General features: G+C 41.1%; 16 protein-coding genes and 1 riboswitch. Of the genes, 9 read left to right on the forward strand and 7 right to left on the reverse strand.

All coding sequences use genetic code 11. The annotated features are described in order from the left end of the window. Positions 1-91: 91 nt before the first annotated feature. Entirely contained in the window at positions 92-2,065 is a 1,974-nt protein-coding gene (locus CL667_08160) for a hypothetical protein (protein MAL17671.1), read from the forward strand. Between the two features lie 4 nt (positions 2,066-2,069). Here CL667_08160 and CL667_08165 read toward each other — a convergent pair whose 3' ends face one another. Continuing rightward, a complete protein-coding gene (locus CL667_08165; protein ID MAL17672.1) occupies positions 2,070-2,855 on the reverse strand; it encodes a hypothetical protein in 786 nt (261 codons plus the stop codon). 77 nt (positions 2,856-2,932) lie between these two features. After that, a riboswitch (cobalamin riboswitch) is annotated at positions 2,933-3,144 on the forward strand. Between the two features lie 161 nt (positions 3,145-3,305). Here CL667_08165 and CL667_08170 point away from each other — a divergent pair. The 4 genes from CL667_08170 (at position 3,306) to CL667_08185 (ending at position 11,426) form a co-directional block, all read left to right on the forward strand. Continuing rightward, entirely contained in the window at positions 3,306-5,162 is a 1,857-nt protein-coding gene (locus tag CL667_08170) for a hypothetical protein (protein ID MAL17673.1), read from the forward strand. Positions 5,163-5,783: 621 nt separating this feature from the next. Continuing rightward, positions 5,784-9,440, forward strand: coding sequence for a ribonucleoside-diphosphate reductase, adenosylcobalamin-dependent (locus tag CL667_08175; GenBank protein ID MAL17674.1), 3,657 nt, complete (start codon positions 5,784-5,786; stop codon positions 9,438-9,440). A gap of 325 nt (positions 9,441-9,765) precedes the next feature. Beyond that, positions 9,766-10,380 carry an inorganic pyrophosphatase gene (locus CL667_08180; protein ID MAL17675.1) on the forward strand — a complete coding sequence of 205 codons (615 nt, stop codon included), beginning with the start codon at positions 9,766-9,768 and terminating at the stop codon, positions 10,378-10,380. Positions 10,381-10,439: 59 nt separating this feature from the next. Continuing rightward, positions 10,440-11,426, forward strand: a complete 987-nt coding sequence (locus CL667_08185) for a cation diffusion facilitator family transporter (protein MAL17676.1) — start codon at positions 10,440-10,442, stop codon at positions 11,424-11,426. Here CL667_08185 and CL667_08190 read toward each other — a convergent pair. After that, on the reverse strand, positions 11,423-12,151 hold the full coding sequence (locus CL667_08190; protein ID MAL17677.1) for a phenylalanine 4-monooxygenase: 729 nt from the start codon (positions 12,149-12,151) through the stop codon (positions 11,423-11,425). The genes CL667_08185 and CL667_08190 overlap by 4 nt on opposite strands. Positions 12,152-12,212: 61 nt before the next feature. After that, entirely contained in the window at positions 12,213-13,364 is a 1,152-nt protein-coding gene (locus CL667_08195; GenBank protein ID MAL17678.1) for a hypothetical protein, read from the reverse strand. Between the two features lie 138 nt (positions 13,365-13,502). On the opposite strand from CL667_08195, the gene CL667_08200 reads away from it, so the two are divergent. Both CL667_08200 and CL667_08205 read left to right on the forward strand, forming a co-directional pair. Beyond that, positions 13,503-13,946 carry a hypothetical protein gene (locus CL667_08200; GenBank protein MAL17679.1) on the forward strand — a complete coding sequence of 148 codons (444 nt, stop codon included), beginning with the start codon at positions 13,503-13,505 and terminating at the stop codon, positions 13,944-13,946. Positions 13,947-13,949: 3 nt separating this feature from the next. Continuing rightward, positions 13,950-14,156 (forward strand): transcriptional regulator, encoded by a 207-nt coding sequence (locus CL667_08205; GenBank protein ID MAL17680.1) that lies wholly within the window; start codon positions 13,950-13,952, stop codon positions 14,154-14,156. Between the two features lie 86 nt (positions 14,157-14,242). On the opposite strand, the gene CL667_08210 is transcribed toward CL667_08205, so the two are convergent. From CL667_08210 to CL667_08225, 4 genes are all read right to left on the reverse strand, one after another. After that, positions 14,243-14,755 (reverse strand): hypothetical protein, encoded by a 513-nt coding sequence (locus CL667_08210; GenBank protein ID MAL17681.1) that lies wholly within the window; start codon positions 14,753-14,755, stop codon positions 14,243-14,245. Between the two features lie 15 nt (positions 14,756-14,770). Further along, positions 14,771-15,088, reverse strand: a complete 318-nt coding sequence (locus CL667_08215; protein MAL17682.1) for a sulfur relay protein DsrC — start codon at positions 15,086-15,088, stop codon at positions 14,771-14,773. A gap of 11 nt (positions 15,089-15,099) precedes the next feature. Then, on the reverse strand, positions 15,100-16,365 hold the full coding sequence (locus CL667_08220) for an oxidoreductase (protein MAL17683.1): 1,266 nt from the start codon (positions 16,363-16,365) through the stop codon (positions 15,100-15,102). A 180-nt stretch (positions 16,366-16,545) separates the two neighbouring features. After that, on the reverse strand, positions 16,546-17,433 hold the full coding sequence (locus tag CL667_08225; protein ID MAL17684.1) for an oxidoreductase: 888 nt from the start codon (positions 17,431-17,433) through the stop codon (positions 16,546-16,548). A gap of 360 nt (positions 17,434-17,793) precedes the next feature. Between CL667_08225 and CL667_08230 the strand changes: the two genes are divergently transcribed. Both CL667_08230 and CL667_08235 read left to right on the forward strand, forming a co-directional pair. After that, positions 17,794-18,051, forward strand: coding sequence for a hypothetical protein (locus CL667_08230; protein ID MAL17685.1), 258 nt, complete (start codon positions 17,794-17,796; stop codon positions 18,049-18,051). A 2-nt stretch (positions 18,052-18,053) separates the two neighbouring features. Beyond that, positions 18,054-19,820 carry a cation acetate symporter gene (locus CL667_08235; protein ID MAL17686.1) on the forward strand — a complete coding sequence of 589 codons (1,767 nt, stop codon included), beginning with the start codon at positions 18,054-18,056 and terminating at the stop codon, positions 19,818-19,820. Position 19,821: the final 1 nt, after the last annotated feature.

Here is a 19,821-nt window from a genome sequence, read left to right on the forward strand (position 1 = left end):
TACGCTACAATTCTATCAGGCCTTATTTAATACTATATTAATCGAAGTTTAGAGGAAAGAGTAGATAATTTTTATTTAAAGACCAGAAAATATGCTAGATAAGCATTATGGTGAAAAGAGAACCAAGCTACTTATTGACATCGTATCACAAAACAATAAGAAGCTTGATGAACAATTATATTACGCGTTAGAGTCAACCTGTGAATTGCTTGGGTTAGAAATAGGAATTATTAGCAGTATTTGGGCCAATAAGTACATCGTTGAACACTTTAGTCCCGAAGGAGTAGATTTATATAAAGGGCAAAATTTTGAACTGGGGAATACCTACTGCAGTATAACTTTAGAGTCAGAGGGTGTTTTTTCTGTGGCTAATATGAAGAAAAGCGAATATAACATGCACCCCTGTTACAATGCTTTTCAGCTTGAGGCATACATTGGAGTGCCAATTATGGTTGATGGGAAATTATATGGAACCATAAATTTCTCGAGTTCTAAACCAAAAAAAGAGGGATTTAGTAAAGCTGATCACGATTTAATTATCCTTTTAGGTGAGTGGGCTGGCGGTGTTATTTACCGTAAGAATTTGGAAGAAAATCTGATTTCAGAAAAAGAGGCCTATGAGGTTTTATCAAAAAATTCTTCAGAATTAATCTGCCTTCACAAGCCTGATGGCACCTATACTTTTGTTTCGGAGTCTTCTATAGAAATTTTGGGGTACAGCGCTGATGAGCTTATTAATACTTCTCCATACGACTTGATTCATCCTGATGATATTGAACAAAGGGCACAGCTCAATCATAAAAAAGTAATGGAAGGAACCCCTGTTGGAGATATTGAATATAGGATGAGGCAAAAAAATGGAGACTATATTTGGGTACACGCCTCAGCGGAACCCGTAATTAACTCTATGGGAGAAGTCACTGCAATTCAGACGACTTCAAGGGACATCACAGAAAGTAAGAGAACGGAGTTTATGTTAAATGAATCTCAGAAAATGGCATCTGTGGGAGGCTGGGAGTTTGATGTAGATTCTGGGAAATTGTATTGGACAGAGGAGGTCTACCGAATCCATGATAAAGAAATAGGTGCGGAGATAATGGTAGATGAAGGCTTGAGTTACTTTGAAGGAGAGTCTAAAGCGTTAGTAGAAAAGGCACTGCAAAAAACTATTGAAACAGGAGAGAGCTACGATCTCCAGTTGAGGTTTACTTCAGCTAAAGGTGTAAAGAAATGGGTGAGAGCTATCGGATATGCGTCTTTGGTAGATGGTAAAGTCAAAAAACTTAGGGGAACCTTTCAGGATATTACCAAACAAGTTGAAGCTGAGCAAAAGATCATTGAACAGAATAAGAGGTTAGAGAAGAACGATGAGGAAAAAGAAAAGCTGTACTCAATAATAGCGCACGACCTGAGGGGTGGATTTAATGGTATTATTGGATTACTTGAGGTTTTAAAGGAAGATTTTGAGTCTTTAGATTTGGAGGAAGAATATTGGTATAAGCTGAAATTGGCCATTAACTCTGCAAGAAATGCAAATCAGCTTATGGAAAATCTATTGAAGTGGATTAAAGCACAAAACACCTTCATGCCCAGTAATAATAAGTTGGTAAATATTAGCAGTCTAATAGTGGATTGTGAGTCTTTTGTAAAGCCATCATTGATAAAAAAGAATATTGAGATTGTAAATGAAGTGGGTGACATAGAAGTTCATGGCGATCAGGATATGCTGGGAACTGTTTTTAGAAACTTGATCTCCAATGCCGTTAAGTTTTCAAGAACTGAAAGTCAGATAGTAATAAAGGGCAAAAAAATAGATTCCAATACTGCTGAATTCCGTATCAAAGATTTTGGAATAGGTATGAGTGCTGATGTTATCGAGAACTTATTTAACAAATCATATCGCCCAAAAAGGTTGGGAACAAGTAAAGAGAAAGGAACCGGACTTGGACTGATACTATGCAATGAGTTAATAGAATTACACGGAGGTACAATTAAAGTACAGTCGGAAGAAGGTAGTGGAAGTGAATTTATTGTTCTTCTGCCACTAAATGAGGCTGAAGTTTGACAATTTATTTACTCTCCTTAAAATAAATGTTTTTGAAATACCCGTTTGCTGAGCCTTCGGTATTATCTGAATCTGTCATAATGGTAATACTCTCAATATTCTTTGGCTCTTCACCGAAGGCTTTTTTGTAGTCTTCATAAATATTGACTCTGGAAGTAACCCACTGCCCGGCTTTCTCATTTCCTGATTCCACGGCTATCATATAAACCCAGTTAGTGAATACATTCTCCTGGAATGTGCCGACAGGCTGCGTGTTGGCCCATACGTAATTCAACGAACGGAGGGGGATTTCGAAACTCGTAAATGTTTTGAGGGTTCCATATTTAATTCTTTCACCCAGGGGAAGGTCAGCTTTATCGTATTTAAAGGTTACGTAGATTCTTGCCGAATAATCATCACCGCCTTTCTTAGACATATTTCCATTCTCCAGAACCCCATCAGTTTTCCAGGTCCATTCCATTATCGGGTACTGTTTTGGATCGATATCTGTCATATAGAGCAGGCCTGATGCACTGTTATTGCTGGTTGACTTGATAAAAGTTTCACCGTCTTCGGTAACAGGCTCGTACTTTGTGTGGTCTTTCTTTGGAAGTGTAAATAGCCGCCAATTTTCCCCATCAGCAGGTTCTGCTTTAACAGAAGAGGGGTCAACTTTTGAAACAGGAATGGTTATGACAGAGCTTTCAGATTTTGTGTTTTGTGCAATCACATCCGAATGCTGAGTTAAGCTTAGTCCCACTACTAAAAGTAGTGGGAGGAGTAGATGAAATACTTGCTTTAAGAAAATCATGGATGAAATAATTGATTGGCTATGAATAACTTATAAAACTATAAGTTCGTTTGTATTTTAAGATAAACTCGTTACTTTTGTTACGAATTAATGATGGTCTCGGTTTGATTATATCATCAACCAGAGTTAAAAGGGAATCTCGTGAAATACGAGAGCTGTTCCCGCAACTGTAATCCGAATTCGCGATTTGCGAATGAATGCAGCCTCACCTTTGCCACTGTTCCTAATGGGACGGGAAGGCGCTGCCCCCGGATAAGCCAGGAGACCTGCCATCATTTAACCGACGCGCCTCTTTCGGGTAAAAAGATGTGCAGTTAAGATTTATGCTTTTAGCACTGAACTATACCTTGGTTTTATTTCATGATTTGCTATTCTGTGGAATGACTGTATTTGGTTCTCAAAAGCTTTACCCGCCTAATCATATTCAAAACCAAAGAAAAGAAACAACACATGAAGTTCTTATCCACACTATCAGTTATTATTATCCTGGCGGCATCCCAAACAAGTTTTGCGCAGGTAGCAGACACTTTAAATTTAGGAGAAGTTGTAGTTACTGCATCTAAAACCCCGACTCCGGCCCGCGAAACAACAAAGCCGGTAACCGTTATTGACCGTGAAGAAATAGAGAGGCATGCCGGCTCTTCAATTTCAGAATTACTGAACCAGCAAAATGGGATTATCATAAATGGGGCCAATTCAAATCCAGGTAAAGATAAATCGGTGTATTTAAGGGGGGCATCTACGCAGTTTACTCTTATTCTGATAGATGGCTTTCCGGTCACCGATCCTTCCGGGGAAGGCGGGGCTTTCGATTTAAGGCTCCTGCCTCTGGAGAGTGTAGAGCGTATCGAAATTGTGAAAGGAAGTATGAGTACCCTTTATGGCTCTGATGCCATAGCTGGAGTGGTTAATATCATCACTAAAAAAAGTGAGCAAGGATCTTTCAATACAACAGGAAAAATATCTTATGGCTCTTTTAAAACCAATGAGTGGGGTGTAGGGGTGAATGGAAGTTCAGCCTTGGTAGATTATTCCGTAAGCCTAAGCAGGATACAAACAGATGGAATTTCTGAAGCTGAACCAACCCAGGGAAATATTTTCACTAAGGATGGTTTCGAACGTAATGCTGTTAACAGTCAGGTTTCGTTGAAACCGCTGGAAGGTTTGACGGTCACTCCGTTTCTGAATTACTCCGAATATGATGGAGATTATGACGGAGGTGCTTTCTCAGATGCCGATAACCGGTACGAAGCGACTCTCTTGAATACGGGTGCACGCCTGACGTTTAGAAAAGGTGATTTTGAAATTAAAGAGTCGGCTACATTGACTCAAACAGAACGAAAATTTACTGATGCTTTTGGGGTCTTTAACCCTGAAGCGAGTTTGTTCGATTCTGATTTGTATGCCACCTACAACAAATTTGATAACGTTCGATTTCTTGCTGGTTTTAATATTCAAAATCTCGACTTCCAGCTTGATGGAATTGATGAAGGTTCACAGATCCTCAGTCCATACGCCACCGTATTCTTGAAATCCGGATTTGGCTTAAATGGAGAGTTGGGTTTGCGTCTCAATAATCACTCAGAATATGGAAGTAACTGGACCTACAATGTGGCTCCGGTTTATAATGTAAACAGCCAGGTTAAACTACTGGCATCAGTTAGTTCAGGCTTTAAGGCCCCAACACTTAACGAACTGTTTGGACCATTTGGTGCCAATACTGACCTGAAGCCCCAGCAAAGCCTTACCCTTGACGCCGGTATTGAGTATCGATCTTTGGATGGAAGCTTATCTGCCTCGGTAATTTATTTCCAGCGAACCATAGATGATTTGATCTCTTACGACGGAACACTCGGATATATCAACGTGAATGAGCAGAATGATTCTGGAGTGGAACTGTCTGCTTCATACCGTTTCTACCAAACAACCTTAGGGTTCTTTTATAACTACCTGGATGGTGCTATTACTGAAGGCGGGGAAGAAACGGATAACCTCATTCGTCGACCTGACCATAATTTTGGAGCTAATATCACACAGCAATTAAGTCCAAAACTATTCTTCAATGTGAGCGGTCAATTTGTAGGGGCAAGAGCGGACCTCTTTTTCAACAATGCCACTTTTGTTACGGAGGAAGTTGAACTGGATAGTTATGTATTGCTGAATGCAAATGCTCAGTACAAACTGCTTCAGGATCAGCTCACTGTTTTTGTATCACTGGACAATTTATTGGACGCAGATTACACCGAAGTTTACGGTTTTAATACTCCCGGTTTTCAATTTAAAGGTGGTGTAAAGTTCAATTTCTAAATAATTCAGCTTTTCTCTTTTACCGGGTGTTGTCAGTTAAGAAAGACACCCGGTAAATTTTTGATTGGTTTTGCTATACCCCTCTAGGCATTAGCCCGCAATGGTTTTTACAATGTCTCTCTAAAATTGTAATTAGAGATATATGTTTTTTAGTAAGGTAAATTACATAAAAGATGTTCCTTATAATTAATAAATTAATTACTAATTAAAGGATAAAAATATTTATAAAAATCTAGAATAATGGGTTTTTCTGGAATTCCAGATGTGGATAACTATTCAGAGGGAGTCAAATATAAAACCAGAACAAATATGCTCATATGTATTTTTATGAATGCTTATAAGCACAAGCTTATTTTCTGTTAATCTAGTATATATGATTATTTATAATAATTAATATAATAATATTGCTTAATCATGCATGCTTTCAAATTGTGATTTAACAGATGTGGATAAGTCCTAAATATTGTGGAAAAGTAATTGATTTTTTTCTTGCCCAAACACCTTGTCTCGTCTATATTAATTCGTACTTCTTTAGGAGATAAGGTATCGGGATTACGAATAATATTGTCTCTCATCTACGAAGGTTTCAACACAACATTAATACACTAACGAAGTACGCCAATGAAATTTACTCGCTTCTATACTAAGTCTGAGTGGAAGACTCCATTTGACGCTATCGAATTCGCAACACGCACCTCTGAAATTAAAAACCCCGACGGTTCCCAGGTATTCCATATGGAAAATGTGGTTGTTCCTGAAAGCTGGTCGCAGGTATCAACAGATGTAATCGCTCAAAAATATTTCCGTAAGGCGGGAGTACCGGCGAAATTGAAAAAGGTTAAAGAGAAAGGCGTGCCGAAATGGCTTCAGCGATCTGAAGCTGATGAGAAAGCTTTACAAGAACTTCCGGAAGAAGAAAGATATACGCATGAGATAGACAGCAAGCAGGTTTTCCATCGTTTGGCGGGATGTTGGACTTACTGGGGCTGGAAACATGACTACTTTGACAGTGAAGATGATGCGAAAGTATTTTACAGCGAGCTGGCAAACATGCTTGCCAATCAGATGGCAGCACCAAACAGTCCACAGTGGTTCAATACCGGATTACATTGGGCATACGGAATTAATGGCCCGGCACAAGGGCATTATTATGTGGATGGTAAAACAGGCGAATTGAAAAAGTCTGAAGATGCATACACCCATCCACAACCCCATGCGTGCTTTATCCAGAGTGTAGATGATGATTTAGTAAATGAAGGCGGTATCATGGATCTTTGGGTTCGTGAAGCTCGCTTGTTTAAATATGGCTCAGGTACAGGAAGTAACTTCTCTAAAATCCGTGGATCTGAAGAGCCACTTAGCGGCGGAGGAAGAAGCTCCGGTTTAATGAGCTTCCTGAAAATAGGTGACCGTGCTGCCGGCGCTATCAAGTCAGGCGGTACAACACGTCGGGCTGCCAAAATGGTAACGCTTGATCTGGATCACCCGGATATTGAAGAGTACATCAACTGGAAAGTTCGTGAAGAGCAGAAAGTTGCAGCTCTTGTAGCCGGATCTAAAAATGTGCAGAAGCACCTTAAGAAAATTATCAACCTTTGCCATACACCGGTAGAGATTGAAGGCCGTACTTTCAACGGAGCTATGAGCCGTGATCCGCTGAAAAACAAAGAACTGGCTAACCAAATCCGTAAAGCTAAAAGAGAGCAAGTACCTCTTAATTATATCGAGCGTGTAATTCAGCTTGCTGCACAAGGCTTCACTGATTTAGAATTTGATACCTATGATACCGATTGGAATTCTGAAGCGTACTCTACAGTAAGCGGTCAGAATTCAAATAACTCGGTTCGCGTGCCGAACTCCTTTATGAAAGCAGTGAAGGAAGATAAAGACTGGCACTTATATGGTCGTGTGGAATTGGATGATGCCGAAGAAGAAGGGCGTGATCCAAAACCAATGAAAACGATGAAAGCTCGTGAGCTTTGGGATGACATTGCTTATGCAGCTTGGTCTTGCGCCGATCCGGGAACACAGTATCATGACACCATCAACGAATGGCATACATGCCCCGAAGATGGTCCGATCAATGCAAGTAACCCTTGCTCTGAGTACATGTTCCTCGACAATACCGCATGTAACCTGGCTTCCCTCAACCTGATGAAATATTTCAAAGGGGATGGCGACTATAAAGAATTCGATATTGAATCGCTGGAATATGCGTCCCGAATCTGGACAGTAGTACTGGAAATTTCTGTACTCATGGCTCAGTTTCCATCTAAGGAAATTGCAGACCTGTCTTACAAATTCCGTACGCTCGGTCTTGGATATGCCAACATTGGTGCTGCACTGATGGTACAAGGACTTCCATACGACAGTGAAGAAGGTGCTGCTGTTGCAGGGGCAATTACCGCAACTATGCACATGACCTCCTATGCAACTTCTGCCGAAATGGCGAAGGAGTTAGGATCGTTTGAAGGTTATGAGCGAAACAAAGAGCATATGCTCAAAGTACTTCGCAACCACAAACGTGCAGCTTACAATGCTGACCCTGAAGAGTACGAAGGACTGACCGTGAAGCCGATGGGAATCGACGCTTCTATCTGTCCGGATTATTTAGTGAAAGCCGCTAAAAAAGCATCTGATAAAGCCGTTAAGCTTGGTAAAAAGCACGGATATCGTAATGCACAGGTGACCGTATTGGCACCGACCGGAACCATTGGTTTGGTGATGGATTGTGATACAACCGGTGTTGAGCCTGATTTCGCACTAGTGAAATTCAAGAAATTAGCCGGTGGCGGATACTTCAAGATTATTAATCAAGCCGTCCCTAAAGCGCTTAAGAACCTTGGTTATTCTGCTAAGGAATCTCAGGATATTATCAACTACGCTAAAGGAACCGGTTCTCTCGAAGGTTGTCCTCATATTAATGCGGATACTCTGGGTGAGAAAGGCTTCACCAAAAAGCAGATTGATGCCGTTAATGAAGCACTGCCTGGAAGTTTTGATATCAAGTTTGCCTTCAATCAGTGGACGCTCGGTGAAGACTTCTGTAAAGAAGTGCTCGAGATTTCTGATGAGCAACTCAATGACATGAACTTTGACATGCTCCGCTTCCTCGGATTTAGCCAGGAACAAGTTCAGGATGCCAACGATTATGTTTGTGGTACCATGACGGTTGAAGGTGCTCCGCATCTGAAAGAAGAAGATTATGCCGTATTTGACTGTGCTAACCGTTGTGGTCGAATCGGAACCCGGTTCATCTCAGCTAAAGGACATATCCGAATGATGGCTGCAGCTCAGCCTTTCCTTTCCGGCGCTATTTCAAAAACCATCAACCTGCCAAACGAAGCGACTATCGAAGATATGAAGGACGCTTACATGGATTCCTGGGAGATGATGTTGAAAGCGAATGCGCTGTATCGTGACGGATCTAAATTAAGTCAGCCACTGAACTCTATGGCCGATGTGCTTGAAGAGATTGTGGATGAAGATGAAGAAGCTCCTGCCGATGCGGAAACCACAATGGCTCAGGATAAAGTCCTTGAAGTAGCAGAGCGAATCATTCATAAATATGTAGCTCGTCGTCAGCGACTTCCATTCCGACGTGAAGGTTATACCCAGAAAGTTAAAATTGGCGGACAAAGTGTTTACCTGAGAACAGGGGAATATGAGAACGGTCAGCTTGGTGAGATTTTCATCGATATGCATCGTGAAGGTGCTGCTTTCCGAAGCTTGCTGAACTGTTTTGCAATTTCCATTTCACTTGGATTGCAGCATGGTGTACCTCTGGAAGAATTTGTGGATGCATTTACATTCACCAAGTTTGAGCCAAGCGGTATGGTAAACGGAAACCCACACGTGAAGATGAGTACATCTGTAATTGATTACATCTTCCGTGAACTGGCTGTGACTTACCTCGGAAGAGAAGACTTAGCTCACGTACCGGCCGATCAGATCGAAACCAGAAACTTACGTCCTACTCAGGATGCGAATCCTGACGTAGACAGCTCTGAGTTTGAAAGATCAGCTGATGCGGTTGCGAAACAACAACCGGCTCCTAAAAAAGAACCGGCACCTGCGGCTGTAGATACCAGCCAGACAGCGGTTGAAGAGCAACAAACTCAAGCCGTAAAAAGCGACAGCTACGAAAGTGAGTACGACAAAGCCAAACAAATGGGATACACCGGCGAAGCCTGCCCGGAATGCGGAAGCATGACGATGGTTCGTAACGGAACCTGTATGAAGTGTATCACCTGTGGTTCTACTACTGGTTGCTCTTAATTAATTAATTATACCGTTGGGGCGTATTGCGATACGCACTTACGATTTTCATGGAAAACAGGATAAAACCCTGATTGGCTGAAGTGCTAATCAGGGTTTTTTATTAAAGGAAGATAAATGCATAGCTAGTTCAAGCGTCCGCTTGGACAAGGTGTGGCATTACAAAGTGATTTAACATCTCACAAGCGGACGCTTGCGCTAGTAATTAATCAGGGTTTTCTATTCTTAGGAAATGCAGTTCATATTAAACATGGCTTTTCTTGTACGATGTAAGGAATAGCTTTAAATTCCTATTCATCAAAGTTCTAACACTCACCATCGAACTATGAAATTTCCCAATCCTTTTTTCCGGTGGAGGCCACATCCGTGGCATGGGCTGGAAGTTGGAGATGATGCTCCCCAAGTAGTAAATGCCTTTATTGAACTCACCCCGTTTGATACCATCAAATACGAAGTAGATAAGAAAACCGGCTATATGCGGGTTGATCGCCCACAGCGAAGTTCATCACTTCCTCCATCATTATATGGCTTCATTCCCAGAACGTATTGTGGGAACCATGTAGGTGAGCTTTCTAATGGTGATGTGAAAGGAGACGAAGATCCGTTGGATATTTGTGTTCTGAGTGAACGCCCTATTGACCGTAATGAGGTAATTTTGAGTGCTCGTGTCATTGGTGGTTTGCATATGGTTGATCACGATGAAGCTGATGACAAAATCATTTCAGTGCTAGATAACGATACGTATTATTCTGACATCCAAAGTGTGAATGACCTTCCTCCGGTATTGATTGAACGCCTTCGTCACTATTTCGGGACTTATAAACTTATCCCCGGTAAAAATCAGAATGATGTATATGTGGAGGGGATTTTTGATACGGAACATGCTTATAAAGTAATCGAGGCGTCTCAAAAAGATTATGAGGAAATGTTTGGGGAATAGGGGAAGAACTCCAAACAAAGAAGATTGAACATCAAAGGTGAAATTTTAGCGATAGCAATTTGAGTAAGAGCAAAGAGAATATCCGGGTACAAAAGTTTATCGTACTGGTAGCTGTTCTTCTATTTGCCATCAAAATGACGGCCTGGTATCTCACCAATTCAGTTGCCGTTTTAACCGATGGGCTCGAAAGTATCGTCAATGTTCTGAGTGGATTTGTTGGCTTGTACAGCCTGTACCTTTCAGCTCGCCCCCGTGATGCTAATCACCCCTATGGTCATGGTAAAGTAGAATTTATTTCTGCGGGAATTGAAGGTACGCTGATTACTCTGGCCGGGTTATTTATCGTGGTTGAGGCTATTCAAAGTTTTATAAACCCTGAACCGTTAAATAGCTTAGATGTTGGTATCGTGTTGATCGGGATATCAGCAGCTATCAACTACGGATTTGGGTACTGGGCTTATCAAACCGGAAAGAGGAACGACTCTCTGGCTTTACAGGCAAGCGGGAAACACCTTCAAACCGATACCTACACTACAATTGGTATTATCGGCGGTTTGCTGCTGATTCGATTTACCAACATCCTCTGGCTGGATGGAGCTGTAGCGATCCTATTTGCACTGCTTATTATCAAAATGGGAATAAAGATTTTACGGGCAGCTGTTGCTGGTATTATGGATGAGTCGGATGAGCAGTTACTGGAAGAGTTGGTAGCCTATCTTCAAAAAAACCGGGAAGAAAAATGGGTAGATCTGCATAATCTCCGCATCATCAAATATGGCCGTGTGTTGCATGTGGATTGCCACCTGACCTTACCTTGGTATCTCGATGTAAGAGAAGCGCATGCCGAGGTAGATCGTCTGGAAGAACTAATTGCTAATAAGTTCGGGAACCGTATTGAGCTGTTTGTGCATACCGATTACTGCATGGAATTTTCCTGTTCACTATGTAAAGTCAGTAATTGTGAAGTGAGGAAGCATCCATTCCAGGAACGGCTGGAATGGACGGTAGAAAACGTTGCCTCCAACGAAAAGCATCGACTAACTTAAGCGGTTTCGTTTACTTCGCTTAGCACTTTCTCAAGGTTTTCAATTGAGGTATAAAGCTGATCAAAATCATTTTGAGAGAAGTACTTTGTTTGTATCTCGGAAGTGATAAAATCTTGCTCAATGATTTTAAAAATATCATAGGGCACCACTTCCACATCATCGTTCATCACATGATCCGTTTCTCCCGAAGATGAAATAATGCCGGCTCCATATATCAAATGTTCGTTTCCAGATTGAATGAGCCCAAATTCAATAGTAAACCAGTAAAGCCGCTGTAACTGGGTTACCGTTTTTTTGTCGTCAATATATTTTACTCCCAGTTCTCCAAGCTTTTGGGCAAAGTCAGCATAGGGCTCGTTCATGAGCATGGGTATGTGACCAAATATATCGTGAAACATATCAGGCTCTTCCAGATAATTAAGCTGGCTTTTATTTCTTAACCAAGTAGAAGCGCTAAACTTTCTGTTTTTTAGAAGCTCAAAAAATTGTTCAACTGGAATCAATCCGGGAACCACAGTAATAGACCAGCCCTGCTTATCCATTAAAACTGAATTTAGCTCTTCAAATTTTGGGATTGAATTAGGGTTCAAAACATCTTCGAGTTCTTCTAAGCAATTGAGATAGGTGGGATGTGCTTTTCCGGGTAAATTATTCAACTGCCTTGCAGCTAGAATATTCCAAACTTCCTGATCTTCCTGGGTATACTTCTGATACTGTTGTTGCATTTCTAAATTGATGAATAGTTTAATAAAGCTTTCCTAACGGCTGGAAAACAGATAAAATTCCTTAAATAAACTCACTTAAATCAAGGTCTAATTCATCGGCATATTTTCGGAAAAGCTTAACTTTGTAGTCGGGCATAAGTTCGGTATCCCCGGAAATAATTTCTTTGGTAAGGCGGTTAGGCAGAATGAAAGCTTTTGTATGTTTGCCATAGTCATGAATCAGGCGGTCCTGGATAGGAGAGAGCAGCTTGTTGGTAAGATTATTGATTCGGTGCTGTTCTTTTCTCATCGCTTGATATTCAGACTTGGTCATGGTCTCGCTGGCTTTCTTGCTTTTTGAAAGTCCACGAGATTCCGCTTCATTGATACTGATATCCAGTGTTGACTGAAGCTGAGACCGGAAGTCAGCTGTTTTAATCTGTCTAAAAACACCTCTGGTATCTTCCCACTGGTGTACTTTGTGGGGATTTTGGGCTAAATCACTCACCAATTTCTTACTTACTAACTGATAAACGGGCTTGTTGTAACTTTGGGCAACTTCATCAAAGAACTCAATAAGGCGACAATAGACAAACCACTCAAACATAGTCATGTCATTTTTGTCTTTATCTTTAATCAGATTATTGTGGTCTTCATCACTGTAGTCGAGGTGATTAAATACGGCATTCTCTTGCTCTATCCATTCGGTTAAGGCTCTTTCCCGAGCCTGTTTTTCAACGGCTTCTTTAAAATCCAAAAGGTATAGCACATCATCAGCAGCATATTCTTTTTGCTGATCGGTTAACGGGCGCCTGTACCAGTTACTCTGCTGAGAAGAACTGTTTACGACTACATCCAGTACTTCTTCAATCAGGTTTGTAAGCGAAGCGGGTTCAAAATTTAGCAGACTTGTAGCTATATCTAAATCGTATAAATTTTTGGGAAAGCAACCCATGGAATGAAAGAGCCTGAGGTCTTCCCCAAAAGCAAAAACCACTTTTTGAATATCCGGGTTTTCAATAGGAGGGAAGATCGTTTCGATATTCAGGTTATCACTTAGAGGGTCAACCAGAAAGCAGTCGGCTCCATCATAAATCTGCATCAGGCACATATTAAAGCCGTAACGATAGCGATTTCGGTCGAACTCAAGATCTATAGCAATTTCAGCTTTATGCCGGAGATCTTCTGTTAGTTGTTCGAGTTCTTCCTGTTCCGCGATGTAGTGAATAGCCATGCAAATAGATCAATTCTGTGTTTAAGCTAATGTATTAAGAATGAAGCGTAAATACTGAAATTGAACATCTAATTATAGTTGTCATTATGTAAACTATACTTTACATTAGTTTTGAATTTTAATCATCATGTACTAACTATGACATTTCAGTTTTTACCAAATGTTTTCAAAAAAATTGGACTATTCATTTTCGTAGCTGCTGGTATTCCCGCGATGAAAAGAGGCTTCATTGATGGCTGGAATGCTTCTGAAGGAATATCAGCCCCGGAAACCTTCGAGGCATTCACTGTTTTTGGAGTGATGATTACCGAGCCTATTTATAACTTGATGTCAATTATTGGTGTAATTGGCTTATTGATCTATTTGTTCTCCAAAGATAGAATGATGGATGAATTCTTAACCAAGCTTCGACTGGAAGCTGTTCAACTTACATTTATTTTAACGGCACTCTTTATGTTTGTGATGATGGTTTTTAATTCCTCTTTCAAAGTGAGTGCCTTGGGACTTATTGAATATCAGCTTGTTTTGTTTTTAATAATTAACAAAGCTAAGAAGCTGTGGTCACTTCCGGGTGAGGAGTAATTGATGAATAATACGATCAAAGTAGAACGGGCCCGGAATAGCTTGTCACAATCAGATTTGGCAGAAAAAGTGGGAGTGACCCGGCAGACCATTTACGCTATAGAAACTAAGCGGTTTATTCCATCCACCGTGTTAGCATTCAAACTTGCCAAAATTCTAAAGGTAGAGGTTTCCGAGCTGTTTGAGCTTGAGGAAGAGGACTGGGACTGACCTATACTTCAAGCCAAATAAGAACATAATATTCCTGACTGACCAAGCTTGGAAATCTGTACCTGCTTTTATATCAAAGACAATTACTAAGTAAAGATGATCTCAGCACCGGCAGATTTTTCGTAAAATTCGCCTACTGTTATCACACCATCAACCTGTTCACAGAAGTCTTCTTCTTCTAAGTGGAACATATCAACCGTTGCTTTGCAGACATAGATTTCAGCTCCTGTATCGTGGATCATTTCTATAAATTCGCGAACTGGAGGAATATCCAATTTTTCCATTTCGGCCTGCATTTTCTTAGTAGCGAAAGAAGACATGCCGGGCAGACCACCAATCATAGTTGGAATATGCATAGCTGGATTACCAACTGTTGCTACTTTGAGGTCATCCATACGTTTATCGATTACGGTTTCCAGTCCGAAGAATGTGAAGAAGAGTGTTGCTTCAATACCTTCCATGCGAGCACCGTTTGCCATAATAAGGCCCGGATAAACCCCTTCCAAAGACCCCTTGGATATGATAATGGATACTTTTTCAATAGGTTCTGGAGCTTTCTCTTCAGGGCGTTCTAATGTTTGGGTTTCGTGCGTTTTCATATGAGCCTCTTTTGTTTAAATACATCCTTTTGGTTTAGGTAAGCCGGCTATTTTTGCGGCTTTTTTAGCCGGTCCCTTAGGAAATAGCTGGTACAGCTCTTTAGTTGATACTCCACTTTGTTTAGTGAGTTTGCGGATAGATGGAGCATCACCTTTTTCCAGGAATTGGTCACGGATATAGTTAATCACCACCCAGTGCCGATCATTTAGTTCACCTACACCTTCCTGATTAGAAAGATCCTGAGCAAGTTCAGGTGACCAGTCGTCCAGATTAGCCAGGTGACCGTCTTTGTCGAGTTCAAGTGTTATTAGTTCAGGCATTACTTTCCTCATCTTTTGGTTTATCATTCTACATCTTGCAATTCTTTTTCCTCTGCCTCAGGAATATATTTTCCCTTCATACTCATTTGGGGTTCCATTGGCAGCTCTTTTCCTTTAATGAGCATATTCCAGTAAATCCATTTGAATCCCATTTTACCGAAATGATTCATTTTTGATTCTTTCAGTAATGAGAACGGACCTATTCCGGGGATAGGAAATTTTCCTGGAAGTGGCTCGGTATCATAATTGAAATCGATGAGTAAGCCTTTTCCATCACCGGATTCAATAAAGCAGTTCGCATGGCCATCAAAGCTGGCTGTCAGGGGCTCTTCTTTAATATAAGAGAGAATGTTTTCGAAGAGGATTTCTGAAGCAAAATGAGCTACAGAACCGGCTTTTGAAGCAGGTATATCAGTGGCATCACCGATCACAAAGATGTTCTCCCAGTTTTCGGATTGAAGCGTGTGTTTATCTGTAGGAATGAAATTAAGTTCATCTCCCATACCACTTCTTTCAATGGCTTCAATTCCCATATTAGTCGGGATACTTACCAGCAGATCGAAGTCGACTTCCCGTTCGTCCCAGGAAACGATTTTTTTCTCCTCATTATCAACACGACCGATGTTGAATTCGGTAACCAGGTTAATACCCTTTTCTTTCACAAATCCACCAAGCTCTTGTGAAGCAATGGGTTTTGTAAATGCACCATCCAAAGGAGTGACCAGTGTTAAATCTACCTTGTCACGCATTCCTTTTTTACGGAAATAATCGTCGGCAAGGAATATAAACTCAAGGGGGGCTACCGGACATTTGATAGGCATCTCTGCAATATTCAGAACCAGTTTTCCGCCTTCCCAGGTTTCAAGGAAATCTGCAAGAGCTACTGCGCCCTCAATAGTATAGAAATCAAAAATTGATTTGTGCCATAACGGGCCATCCATTCCTTCGATTTCATCCGGCCTGATTTCGGTCCCTGTCGCAATGATTAATAGATCATACTTCAGAACTTTTCCATTACTTAATAAGACCGTGTTCTCATGCGGTTTTATCTGATCAATGTCAGAAAAAATAACATTCGAATTTTTAGGAAAAAATTTATTTTTCGGCTTTATAACATCTTCTTTACTGTACATCCCGAATGGTATGAAAAGGAAGCCGGGCTGATAGTAATGAGTTTCGTGCTTGTCAACTATTGTGAGATGCCACTCTTCAGGGCTCAGAGCTTTCGACAGCTTATTCAACATCATTGTGCCTGCGGTACCGGCACCAAGAATTAATAACTCTTTCATGGTATTTACCCCATAATTTGAGATTGAGGGTAGTAGAAGCCTGCTGATATACCTTAATCAAAAACTGTGAAGTAATGATGAATTTCTTTCACAAAAATACTGAGGGAGGGGTGTACAAAAGTAGTGACCCCATCTGTCGTATAGAAAGGGAGTAGGGGTAGATAGTGCTATTCTTTAATACTATAGATGGTTAGTATATTTGTTGGGAGCCAATACTTGCTTAACAGACTCGATCTCTTTACTGGAGATACTGGTTTTATGGGCTTTCAAAATCTCATCGAGCTGCTGTTCTGTTCGAATTCCTAACACTGATGAGGCTACCGCAGGATGTTCTAAAACAAACTGAACAGATGCAGAAATAGCATTCTCTGTTTCATTGGCAGCTTTCTGAATAGAATGAACATCTTCTTTGGAGTAATCAAGATATTCTGCAGGCTCCTTATCAATCAGCAACCCTTTTGCTAACGTTCCTCTGGTAATCACGCTGATATCATTCTCAGAAAGCAAATCCAGGCTTTCTTCCTCAGATCGGCGATCCAGCAGGCTATATTGCATCATTACCACATCCATATTTGACCGCTCCACATATTCCCGAATGGTGTTGGGGCGAATCGATGAAATTCCATAAGCTCTGATTTTCCCATGCTTTTTAAGCTTTTCAAATGCTTCTATAATATCATCAATAGGATCTTCGATAGTGCCGCCATGAAGCATATACAAATCTATGTAATCAGTTTGGAGCCGCCGAAGACTTTCGTTCACTTCGGTTAAAATGTGTTCTTTGGTTGGATTCCAGTCCCATCCCGAACCATCATCTTTCCACACATTCCCCACTTTAGTAGCAATTTTAACTTCACTGCGGATTGGATTTAAAGCTGTGCCAACCATCTCTTCATTCAATCCCTGATCATATAAATCTGCTGTATCAAAAAAGTTAATTCCTGAATCATAGGCCTTTCGGATAAGAGAAGTTGCTGCCTGCTGACCTTTTTCCAGCTCTAAAGACATACAACCAAAACTGATTTCACTGACTTCTATATCTGATTTTCCAAGTGTGTTATACTTCATAAAAGCTGCGTTAAATAAATGTTAATCTGATTTAGCCAAATTTGAATGCTTCAAGCAGGTCATGAAATATACAATCCTAAGCATAGTAATTATAGCTAATCTGGGATGATGTACTTGCTTGCTTTTGCCCAGCTAAGGATACCAGCTGACTGCTTAAATCTAAAAACCTATAGCCTGAAATATCGACTGTTGGTTTATACCAGAAAATGGAATGCTCAATAAGTTGAATCGGCCTTGTAAAATTATACTGTTGAAATTAAATAGCCGGAAAGTCTTTGCTATAAAATGCTTTATGTCATTTGATTCATTCCCTCAAATACCGCATACTAAGCCGAAATAAAACTATGGAGGTCTAATCTTATGGCAGAACGGGACTTAAAAGGGTACTGGAAAAAGAATCTGAAATATCTCGGGATTCTACTCAGTATTTGGTTCGTCGTATCCTATGTGTTTGGAATTTTATTGGCTCCGGCTCTTAATGAAATAAGAGTAGCTGGCTTTAAACTCGGATTTTGGTTTGCCCAGCAGGGCTCTATTTATACGTTCGTGATCCTCATTTTTGTGTACGTGTACCTGATGAATAAATTGGACAATGAATTTAATGTACAAGAGGACTAATCATGGATGTTCAAGTTTGGACCTATATTTTAGTTGGAGTAACCTTTGCAATTTATATCGGGATAGCGATTTGGTCCCGGGCAGCTTCTACGAGTGATTTTTATGTAGCCGGATCTCATGTGAGTCCTCTAACAAACGGGATGGCTACGGCTGCCGATTGGATGTCGGCTGCTTCATTTCTATCCATGGCCGGGCTCATTTCTTTTATGGGCTATGACGGTTCTGTTTATCTGATGGGCTGGACGGGCGGTTATGTACTGCTGGCTTTATTGCTGGCTCCGTATCTGCGGAAGTTCGGTAAATTTACCATTCCGGATTTTATTGGTGACCGCTACTACTCAAACTTTGCCCGAACCATTGCCGTGGTTTGTGCCCTTATTGTTTCCTTCACTTATGTAGCCGGGCAGATGCGTGGTGTGGGTTTGGTTTTTTCCAAATTCCTGGAAGTAAACATCGACATCGGTGTTTTGATTGGAATGGGGATTGTCTTTTTCTACGCCGTATTAGGAGGTATGAAAGGAATAACCTACACACAGGTAGCCCAGTATTGTGTGCTCATTTTTGCATTCATGGTGCCGGCCTTTTTTATCTCTTTTCAACTAACCGGAAACCCGATTCCTCAGCTCGGTTTTGGTTCAACTTTGGCGGATGGATCCGGTACCTATCTTTTAGATAAGCTGGATCAACTTCATACCGAATTAGGATTCGCCGCATACACCAGTGGTACCAAAAGTATGCAGGATGTCTTTTTTATAACCGCTGCGCTGATGATTGGTACGGCCGGTCTTCCACACGTAATCGTCCGTTTTTTCACCGTACCTAAAGTAAAAGATGCTCGAATATCGGTAGGTTATGCGCTGATTTTCATTGCTATTTTGTACACCACAGCTCCGGCTATCGCTGTTTTTGCCAAGTATAATCTTATGGAAACAGTGAGTGAAGAAGAGTACACCGAAATGCCCGCATGGTTTGGTACATGGGAAGAAACGGGACTGCTTGCCTGGGTCGATAAAAATGATGACGGAATAATTACCTATGCACCCGGAGAAGCCATCGAAGGGTTGCCGGATATTCAGCGAAATGCCGAGGGAGAAATTTTAAGAGGTCCATTTGGAGAAGTACAGGTCAATAATACGATCACAGAAACCTCCAATGAACTGTATGTAGATCGGGATATTATGGTATTAGCGAATCCCGAAATTGCCAATCTTCCGGCCTGGGTTGCGGGCTTGGTTGCTGCAGGTGGATTGGCAGCTGCCCTTTCTACGGCTGCAGGCTTATTGCTGGTGATCTCTACAGCGGTATCGCATGACCTGATCAAAAAACAAATTAAAACAGATATCTCAGATAAAGCAGAACTGCTATGGGCCCGAATCTCAGCAGCAGGCGCGATTGTTGTTGCCGGATACTTTGGTATTAATCCCCCGGGCTTTGTAGCGGAGGTGGTTGCTATAGCCTTTGGTTTGGCTGCAGCATCTTTCTTCCCGGCTATCATTTTGGGGATCTTTTACAAGAAGATGAACAAGCAGGGAGCCATTGCCGGAATGATTGCCGGACTTCTATTCACGCTCGCTTATGTGATCTTCTTCAAGATTGCCTTTCCCGAATTTAACTCACCGGAATACTGGTGGTTTGGAATATCACCGGAAGGGATAGGAACGCTTGGCATGATATTAAATCTGCTGGTCGCTTTTGCAGTCGGAATGATTTTTCCAGAACCTCCGGAAGATGTACAGGAAATGGTAGAGAGTATCAGGTATCCGAATTAGA

The organism is Balneola sp., assembly GCA_002694685.1.
Taxonomy (GTDB): domain Bacteria; phylum Bacteroidota; class Rhodothermia; order Balneolales; family Balneolaceae; genus Gracilimonas.